Source organism: Pseudomonas sp. RA_5y_Pfl1_P24, assembly GCF_963970945.1.
GTDB classification, from domain to species: Bacteria; Pseudomonadota; Gammaproteobacteria; order Pseudomonadales; family Pseudomonadaceae; genus Aquipseudomonas; species Aquipseudomonas tritici.
The window spans coordinates 18,527-27,296 of sequence record NZ_CAXAOJ010000026.1 but is presented as its reverse complement, the minus strand read 5'-3'; the positions used below and the strand labels follow the sequence as shown (position 1 = coordinate 27,296).

At 46.6% G+C, this 8,770-nt stretch carries 8 protein-coding genes; 1 reads left to right on the top strand and 7 read right to left on the bottom strand.

The genetic code is table 11. The annotated features are described in order from the left end of the window. On the top strand, positions 1 to 603 hold a 603-nt coding region (locus AACY30_RS27235), incomplete at its 5' end, for an IS66 family transposase (RefSeq protein ID WP_339541458.1). 75 nt (positions 604 to 678) lie between these two features. Here AACY30_RS27235 and AACY30_RS27230 read toward each other — a convergent pair. The 7 genes from AACY30_RS27230 to AACY30_RS27200 form a co-directional block, all read right to left on the bottom strand. Next, positions 679 to 2,073, bottom strand: coding sequence for a hypothetical protein (locus tag AACY30_RS27230; RefSeq protein ID WP_339541457.1), 1,395 nt, complete (start codon positions 2,071 to 2,073; stop codon positions 679 to 681). A gap of 86 nt (positions 2,074 to 2,159) precedes the next feature. Next, positions 2,160 to 3,173 carry a glycosyltransferase family A protein gene (locus AACY30_RS27225; protein WP_339541456.1) on the bottom strand — a complete coding sequence of 338 codons (1,014 nt, stop codon included), beginning with the start codon at positions 3,171 to 3,173 and terminating at the stop codon, positions 2,160 to 2,162. Then, positions 3,170 to 4,054, bottom strand: coding sequence for a hypothetical protein (locus AACY30_RS27220; RefSeq protein WP_339541455.1), 885 nt, complete (start codon positions 4,052 to 4,054; stop codon positions 3,170 to 3,172). Before AACY30_RS27220 ends, AACY30_RS27225 begins: the two co-directional genes overlap by 4 nt. A 48-nt stretch (positions 4,055 to 4,102) precedes the next feature. Then, complete coding sequence (locus AACY30_RS27215) at positions 4,103 to 5,860, bottom strand: ABC transporter ATP-binding protein (RefSeq protein WP_339541454.1); 1,758 nt, start codon at positions 5,858 to 5,860, stop codon at positions 4,103 to 4,105. A gap of 4 nt (positions 5,861 to 5,864) precedes the next feature. Then, positions 5,865 to 6,989, bottom strand: coding sequence for a DegT/DnrJ/EryC1/StrS family aminotransferase (locus AACY30_RS27210; protein ID WP_339541453.1), 1,125 nt, complete (start codon positions 6,987 to 6,989; stop codon positions 5,865 to 5,867). Then, positions 6,986 to 7,450, bottom strand: coding sequence for an acyltransferase (locus AACY30_RS27205; protein WP_339541451.1), 465 nt, complete (start codon positions 7,448 to 7,450; stop codon positions 6,986 to 6,988). The genes AACY30_RS27210 and AACY30_RS27205 overlap by 4 nt, the downstream gene beginning before the upstream one ends. Further along, a complete protein-coding gene (locus AACY30_RS27200; RefSeq protein ID WP_339541450.1) occupies positions 7,443 to 7,982 on the bottom strand; it encodes a sugar 3,4-ketoisomerase in 540 nt (179 codons plus the stop codon). Before AACY30_RS27200 ends, AACY30_RS27205 begins: the two co-directional genes overlap by 8 nt. Positions 7,983 to 8,770: the final 788 nt, after the last annotated feature.

The following is an 8,770-nucleotide window of genomic DNA, read 5'->3' as shown; positions in this document are numbered from 1 at the left end:
TACAGATACACTTTTTCGACTTTGGCATCGGGTCGCATCATGGCGAGCTGGCTCCTGAGGGAATCGGGAGCACAGCATCCGGGATCAGATCAGCGCTTTGAATGTGGGGTTTATGGAGCGCTTACGATTAACAAGCTGTATGGTATCGAACGTGAACTCAAAGAGGTCACGGGTGATCAGCGTTTTGTCGGTCGCCAGGAACAGAGCTTACCGGTGCTTGCCCAACTGCAAAGCTGGCTGGAGAAAACCCAGTCCCAAGTGACGCCGCAAAGTGCGCTGGGCAAGGCCGTTAATTATCTGGCCAGCAACTGGAGCCGGCTGGAGCGTTACGTGGAGGCTGGGTTTTTACCGATAGACAACAATAAAGCCGAGCGCGCAATAAAACCGTTTGTCATAGGGCGCAAGGCATGGTTGTTCAGCGATACGCCCAAAGGCGCCACCGCCAGTGCGCAGATCTATAGCTTGGTCGAGACCGCCAAGGTCAACGGCCAGGAGCCCTATACGTGGCTGCGCCACGTACTTGAGCGGTTGCCGCATGCATCCACGGCAGAAGACTACGAAGCGTTGTTACCGTGGAACTGCTCACCGGAAATGCCACGGTAAACGGAAACCGTACCTGATTGTAGGTGTGCTTGGTGGATCGCTTACAAATTTCCTTGATCCGATTAGGAGAAAATTCTACTTCTGATGAGTATTTTTTTCAGGGGGGATTACCGTAGACCGATTGGAGCGGACATTTCTTTTGGACAGGATAAAAAGCAACGTTAAAATCCAAAAAGAAATCATTGTTTCGAGAAAGCCAAAGACTTGGTTGTTTGCCGGGATATACAAAAATAGAATGCCAAATAAGGGGAGCAGCATTTTGGCATAAAGATTATCTTGCAGCGTGGCTGAAAGATAAACGTTTGAAAAGTAAGCGCCCAGTATCAGCATGACGATTGTGACTCCCCAGAATCCAACGTCATTGGCTATGTATGTATAGAAAGAGTGCCAAAAAACAAACTCGTCCCACTGTTCAGTGATTTTATGTGGGAAGGTTCTGTCTCTAACGTCAATGCCCAAGTATTGAGCGAAGGATTTTTGCAAAAAGACAGAGTGTCCAATGCCAAACGAAGATTGAAAGTCTTCGTCAAGCGAAATCGACATTCCGTAGTAGCCTTGAAGCATATAGCTGGTTAGTTTTTCGTAAAAGTCCACAACGTTAGATCTTTCAGCGCCTGGATCTTCACTTTTAAAGGTGATTCCCTTTTGTTTTAAGTAATCAAAGGACTGAGGTTTGCTGTTCTCGACCATCACTTGATAGGGCGAGTGTGCAGACTTAACGCTGTAGAACTGCCAGAAAGAAAATAGGAACATGACGGCAAGGAATGCTAGAAAAAACTTTCGCTGTTTGAGTGTGGAAATGACTCCCTTTGATTTATTTGAGGCAACTAGTACGCCTAAGCAGATCGAAATTATAAATACGTAAGAAAAATTTATCACGCTTAAACTGGCAATGATCCCTGTCAGTAGCGGGATCGTAATGACAAATATGCCAGCGACTTTACGGGTATTGCTAAGCGCGTGCCAATAAAATACAAGGCCTGGCAACAGTATGTATTTAAACGGGCCAGAAAATAAAGTTATCGCCGTTACATAGGGTTTTTTTACAAAGCCCACCATGGAGGCTTCTGATGCGTAGTAGGCCCTCGCTTCCCAAGGTATTACCAGTCCTCTGTACAGACCAGAAAAAAAATCATCAGGAATATATGAGTTTGAAAGCGTAGTGTTCCTATGCACCACCACATCCGCAGCGAATGCCAAGAGCAGTATGATCCAGAAATATCTGACAAATATATTGTCGTCTGTCGGCACCGGCTTCAGCGCGGGTTCGACTGTTTTGTTTTTGACAAAAAATGAACTTTGCAGAATATACCCTGCAATGAAGAAGGCATGGTATAGGGAAATAAAAGCGAGGAATTCACCCTTGTTTTCTAATGGCCAGTAAATGGGGCCAAAAAAGAATAACCACAAGCCAAATAATAAATAGGCCTCGACCAATAGTAGTGGTGCATAGGTCTTTGTGGTACTCATTCTTCAACTCCTGAAAGAAAGTGTCGCTTGGCACTGGTAGTGCAATAACAATGTGCTTCTACAATTATTGTGCTTACTGTGTGTTGTTAATTATGTGTTGCTGCGCTCTGTGCGTTTTGCAGAAAGGTGCGTGCTCGTTTAGCAATGAGGTCGTAGTGTGCTTGGTGTACGTGTGAATTTGAAGGTGATTGTGAACACGCTTTGATAATTGGGAATAAATTCACTACCACGTTAAACAGGTATAAATGATATCCGATATTCAGCAATTTTTTCAAAAGCGTATTGTTAAGTTTATAGCAATAAATTCTATTTTTCAGAATGAATCTGTCCAGCCAGTTTTTCTCATTAGAGAGCATGTAGTCAAAGACTTGCAATTTATCCACGTCGAAGTCAGAGCCCCGAATAAGATAAGTGGAGCCTGGGGTTCGCCTGTAGTAAACATATACTTCCTTGGCTTGGATAAAAGTAATGTTTTCGTAAGAGTTCGCGATTTTCACGATCATCGGAAAATCCTCAGTAACACTAAAGGTGTTTATAAAGCTGCACAGGTCTTTGTCGTCTAAAAATTTTCTATTACAAAATAAATTTGGCGTATTGATACTGCTGATTCCTTTTAGACGCTCTATAAATGTTCTTCCTTTATAGATAACGTCCGTCGCCAAAATATGGAAAATAGTAGAACGTGACTCGCCAATCCTTCCGTCAATTAACAGTAAGGGTAGGCCTGAGAAAAAATCGTTATGCCCTAAGCGTTCAATTTGATTGAAAATATTTACGCAAGAGTAAACATCGTCACCGGCAGTTATTTTGAAAAAATCACTCTTAATCAGCGGCCATAGGCGAGTGTAGTTAAAGCAGGTGCCGCGATTCGAGCCGTCTGCCAGAACGATGACATCGGAAAATAAGGCTTCGTGCGTCAATAGCCAGTGTTTGGCCAGTTCAATGGTTCGGTCTCGAGAGCCGTCATCCGCGATGATCAGGTTGACGTTGTACGCAGAACCGAAGTTTTCGATCAAATACCTTATGCTTTCAAGGTGTTCAATTATATACGATTCGTGATTGAACGTCAGAATCGCAAACGTAAAGTTGTCCTTGATCATGCTGTGTACCTTTGAAAACGTTTCGATAGCTTTTTGATTAAGACTCTATAGAGAAAAATGAAGGCACCGAATCTAATCATCCTGAACCCTAACAAGAAGAAATCAATTTTCCACTTCAGACTGTATTTGCCATTTGATAATGACTCGCTGGCAATTCCCCTTTGCTCTAAATCTATAGCAAGATTATATTTTTTTACGGCGGGTAATATCACACTTGAAACCCACTTGCCCCTGCGTATCGCCCCCCCCATTTTATAGTTGTAGATAAACGTATCTTCCTTATCTATCTGCGCGCAATAAAATTTATCGTTGCCACTGTAGGTCCGGGCGCTGCCAAAAAACTCCCAAGCCCATGGCGAGTCAAGTTCGCCTGTAAAGTTCAAGAGTCTTTGGGTCCTCCATAACGCGGGTGCGGAATTCAAACGGTAGTCGTTTCTACTGCCGATTAATTCAAATGCATCGTGTTTGGGGTCGGGCGAATTGATCCCTGGAATATTATTAAAATAAAACACGCTAATTTCAGCGTTATTTTTTATATCTTGAATGCACCTGGCTAATTTTTCCTTATTGACAGGTGCTTCTAAGATAAAGTCGTCAAATAGAGCGATTACGAACGGCGTGTCCACCATGGATAACGCTTTACGCAACCGCCACCCCCATGGCTTTTTACCGTCTGCAGGGCTCAAGTTTAAAGTGTCTATGTGCAGACCTTCAAAGCTGAAGCTCTTATGCTCCGTATTCAAGACGATTCTGCAGTCGCAATCCGGCCACATTTCCTTGAAAGCACTAAAAAAAGGCAGCCATACATCTTCATAGTTGTCACAAGAATTTATAATGACGGTGCAATCTATATTTCTGATGGGGTGAGCGTTTTGAATCATAACGTCCAAAGCCTACTATTAAGGAGCCGATACTCATTCAGACTGTTTTTATGTGGCGCCGCATAGGGACTGGTAGGGTCCGCTCTTCACGATCATGCCATTCTCTATTTCTACAACCGTGTCACATCCCTTGAGAGTGTTGAGTCGATGAGCTATCACTATCAGTGTTATGTCCTCTCCCAGCCCCTCTACGGCTCGCATCACCTCGAGCTCGGTTTTGCTGTCGAGCGCACTGGTTGCCTCGTCTAGGACAATGACTTTTGCTTCTTTGTAAAATGCTCGGGCAATCGCGATCCGCTGACGCTGTCCACCGGACAGAAAAACGCCTCTTTCTCCCACGGGCGTATCATAGCTATTCGTCCATGACTCGATAACTTCTGCCATTTGGGCTTTTTCCGCCGCCCGACGAACGCGTTCAAAGTCAATATCTTGATAAGGTATCCCAAAGGCAATGTTTTCGGCGACAGAGGCGTCGGATAGAAATATCAGCTGAGGGACATGTGCAATATTGGACTGCCAGTTGCGGCAATTGGCTGTTGTGATTTTTTGGTCGTCTACCAGGAAAGTACCTTCGGTCGGTGGCAGCAAGCCCATCAACATGTCGAGCAGCGTACTTTTGCCACTCCCAGTTGCTCCAACTAACCCGACACGGCCACCCTTAGGGATTTTTAGATTGATGTCCTTGAGAACCCACGGGCCATCTTCATCATAGCGAAAAGATACAGCGTTAAGCGATAGCGAATGATTGAACGGTTGATGGGTCCGGGGAGTGTCTGTGTCGAGCTGAACGTCTGTCTCTGGAAGCAGGTCGAGTACATCCAGCAAAGAATCATGCGCGCCTCTAATGCAGGCCCAGGCGGCATAGGACTGTTGCAATACTGGTAATAGGCGTTGCGCCGCCAGTGCCAGTGCTCCCAGCATAGGTATAGAAGCTAATAACCCTCCTGGTTGCTGTGCGAGCCAGTAGGCAAAGACAGCAACCATCAACATGCCAAACGATTCGATCGTATAGCGTGGTGCGTTCGCGATAATTTGTATGTTGGCTTTGGCTCTGCGCAACGTTGAATCGGTAGTGTCGAAGTCTTTCCGATAATTAAGCTGAGAAGAGTCGATGATGACGTCACGAATACCTTCAAGGCTTTCATTCAATAACTTTAAAAGTTTGTCAGAGCTTGAACTCACCTCAAGGCTGTCTTTGCCAAGTTGTTTTTTTGTCGCAAAAATGACTAATATGTAAACACTGCCAAAGCTGGCAAATGCAAGGAGCGCTACAGCCGGCTCAATCGCCAATACGATGATAAGTATCGCCAGCATCATAAACGCCGAGCTGGCAATCGTCAGCGTGGGGATGAGAAATTCACGGACAACAGTATCAACTTTGTTGAAGATCGCTGTAGTGACCTCACTGCTATTTCGTGACAGGTGCATGCTGTAGGGCTGATGGATGACTGACTTATATATGCCGCCCGCCAAGTCGCTGCCTACCGCGGAGCTGAAGCGGTTCTGTGCCCACATCAAGACAAAACGACTAACCCCTGACAGAATAGCTGCAAGTGCGAAGATCACAGTAAGCGGCAGAAGCAGTCCGTCAGCGGCATTGATACCAAGTGCTGAGAACATACTGCTCGCCAACGGCTGATCCATTATTTTTTCTGGATTGATCAGCACCGCTAGAAAGGGAACTATCGCGCCAATGCTCAACACTTCGGCAAACGAAGCGATGATCATAAGAACAAGGATAATAGATAGCTGTACCTTCCTTTTTAGTGTAAGACTCCTCCAGAGTCGCATTAACGATGCAATCATCAGTTCACACTTCACACTCAAAATTATTGACAGCTGTGATGACAAATTCAACTTCTGACGGTGTCATGACAGGGCTTATCGGCAGACTCAGCACTTGCTTGTGTATCGCCTCGGTCAGGGGGTAACTACGAGAGCTCCACTGCTTGTAGGCCTGTTGTTGGTGTGCTGGAACAGGGTAGTGAATGATCGTTTGAATCCCTTGAGCGAGCAAATACTGCTGCAATTCATCGCGTCGTTCGCATCGAATAACAAATACGTGCCAAACATGATTTTCAAGGGATTGCACGGGTGTTCCCGCTGCTACTGGCAGCGTTATACCGGGGTTGCGGATGCCCTCCATGTATTTCTGGGCGACATCTCGTCGACCTTTCGTCTGCTCATCCAGATACTTGAGTTTGACACTCAGCATGGCCGCTTGAATTTCGTCGAGGCGGCTGTTCACGCCTTGATAGAGGTTCTTGTATTTCTCGTGTGAGCCGTAATTTCGTAGTGCTCTCACGGTATCGGCCAGTTCGTCATCGTCTGTAGTGATCGCCCCCGCATCGCCCAACGCCCCTAGATTTTTCCCGGGGTAAAAGCTGAATCCGGATGCATCGCCCCAGCTACCCGCGCAGCGACCATTATCACGGGCGCCGTGTGCTTGAGCGGAGTCCTCCAATACAAGGAGGTTGTATCTTTCCGCGAGAGACGTTAACGCTGGCATATCGCACAGTTGGCCATATAGGTGCACCGGCATAATGACCCGGGTCCTTGGTGTAATAGCGGCCTCGACAAGCCGGGGGTTCAAGTTGTACGTCGTTGCAGTCGGCTCTACTAAGACGGGAGTCAGCCGATTTTCCGTAATGGCCAGAATGCTTGCGATATAGGTATTGGCGGGGACGATAACTTCATCTCCCTCCTTAAGCTTGCCTAATTCCTTCCATGCGCGCAGTGTCAGGTTCAGCGCATCTAGGCCATTCGCCACGCCGATGCAGTGGCGGCTTTGCGTATATGTCGCAAATTGTGCTTCAAAGTTAGATAGCTCACTGCCGCCGATAAACCAGCCTGAATCAATAACTCGAGTGCAAGACTCAATTAACTCTTCGCGCATCACCGCGTTGATTTTTTTCAAATCGAGAAAGCTGATCATTTATCGACATACCTGATGATTTTTGCGGGGTTGCCGATAACTACGGCGCGGTCTGGAACGTTCTTTGTTACAACGGCACCCGCACCAACCATCGCATAGGAACCGACAGTTACACCCGGCAGCAACGTGGCATTAGCGCCAATGCTGGCCCCCCTCATAACTGTTATGCCCTTGAACGTATCTGGGTAAATCTTTGATCTGGGCGTGGGGTCATTTGTGAACGTCGCATTGGGGCCTAAAAAAACGTCATCCTCAATGCGGGTCCCATCCCATAAGAACACACCTGACTTTATGGTTACATTATTACCAATGATAACGTCACTTTCGATTAAAGTATGTGCGCAGACATTACAGTTACTTCCGATGGTGGCACCTTCAAAGACAATGCTGAACTGCCAAATTCGTGTGGCGGCCCCAACTTTTTCGCTTTTAACGTCTGCCAGCGGGTGAATCTTAGGCATTTTTCGCCGCCTCTACGAAATCTTCATAATTGCGAATATAGTCCGACTCATCATAGTGCTCGCTGGCCAGTACTAACAAAATGCAGTCGTCGCTAAAGTCGTGCATTTCTCGCCATACCATGCTCTCAATCAGTATTCCCTTGGTTGGGTTTTCTATCCAGCATTCTTCGCGGACTAGCCCATTATCAAGGACCATTCTCAGTTTCCCCATAACGCAAATAGCAACTTGCTTTAAGTTACGGTGTGCATGAAATCCCCGGCTAACATCTTCAGCCGTCCGATAAATATAGTAGACACGCTTGATATCAAACGGAATTGCCTTTTCCATGCCGATTTCGAGCGCTACCAGCCCCCCCCTCTCGTCACCCAAACTAGGAAAGTCAATCCATCTGATTAAGCTCATCTTCCTTATCCCACCATCTGCGATAAATTTAACTAAAAATAAATAGAGTTGCGTTTTCAAGCATTTAACCGTTTTTTCAAGCAGGTCTTGAAAAAGTTCAAGATTACGCGAAGCTGTCTCGAGGTACACGAAAATTTTCGTCATATGTTCGATTGGGCGAGGAGTCGGCGCCGCTCGCCCTCTACAAGTCGGGCCCTCGTGACAGTGAGTCGCCGTAAGCCTCATGTGGGTGATTCCATTCCATGAATGGCTTCCGTACTCGAGACCCGTCATCAAGGGTATGCTAAAGGACGGCATCGTTCTTTAAAACGTTTCGACGATTGTACAGGGGGGCGTATGGCTGAGTGTCAATCAATCGCAAAGTCACCCCTAGCTTTCGAAATTTGCTTCGCCGCGTTGGATCTGCTTGCGGTTAAGCCGAGCAATATACCAGATGCCGCTATCCCTACGTGAGCGGTTCAGTCGCAGCTAGCGCTGCTCACCGTACCGCGCCTGCCTGTATACCCAGGTCAGGTCCTTGGCCTGGTTTCATCGGGAACGTTACTCTTCAAGCTAACCCTAGATCGATATCCCCGGGTTTTCATTCTGTTGGGTTGCTGGAAGGGGTCACTGAACGTGACATATGAGTGAATGGCAGCGAGAGGGGGGCAGCAGGACATTAACTCTAGGCAGATGTACTGTCTTGGCGCACTGTTAAACGCATAAGCGGGCGTTTTAACTGGCCCTTCGCGATCAACTGGTTGTGTTCCGGAAGTGCAGTCAATCGGGTCTGTGTCTGACACATTCTGAAATTGGTGAGCTGTTTGAATGTTGTAGTCATATAGCTGAACAAATTAAACGAAGTGTCTAGCTTGTTTGAACACGTATTCGGAGCGGTATCGCCGAGCAAGTTAATGCTCTGTAACATGAGTTTTTTT

Coding starts and splice junctions, on each gene's coding strand:
- AACY30_RS27230 (WP_339541457.1), bottom strand. CDS start 2,073: ATGAGTACCACAAAGACCTATGCACCACTACTATTGGTCGAGGCCTAT.
- AACY30_RS27225 (WP_339541456.1), bottom strand. CDS start 3,173: ATGATCAAGGACAACTTTACGTTTGCGATTCTGACGTTCAATCACGAA.
- AACY30_RS27220 (WP_339541455.1), bottom strand. CDS start 4,054: ATGATTCAAAACGCTCACCCCATCAGAAATATAGATTGCACCGTCATT.
- AACY30_RS27215 (WP_339541454.1), bottom strand. CDS start 5,860: ATGATTGCATCGTTAATGCGACTCTGGAGGAGTCTTACACTAAAAAGG.
- AACY30_RS27210 (WP_339541453.1), bottom strand. CDS start 6,989: ATGATCAGCTTTCTCGATTTGAAAAAAATCAACGCGGTGATGCGCGAA.
- AACY30_RS27205 (WP_339541451.1), bottom strand. CDS start 7,450: ATGCCTAAGATTCACCCGCTGGCAGACGTTAAAAGCGAAAAAGTTGGG.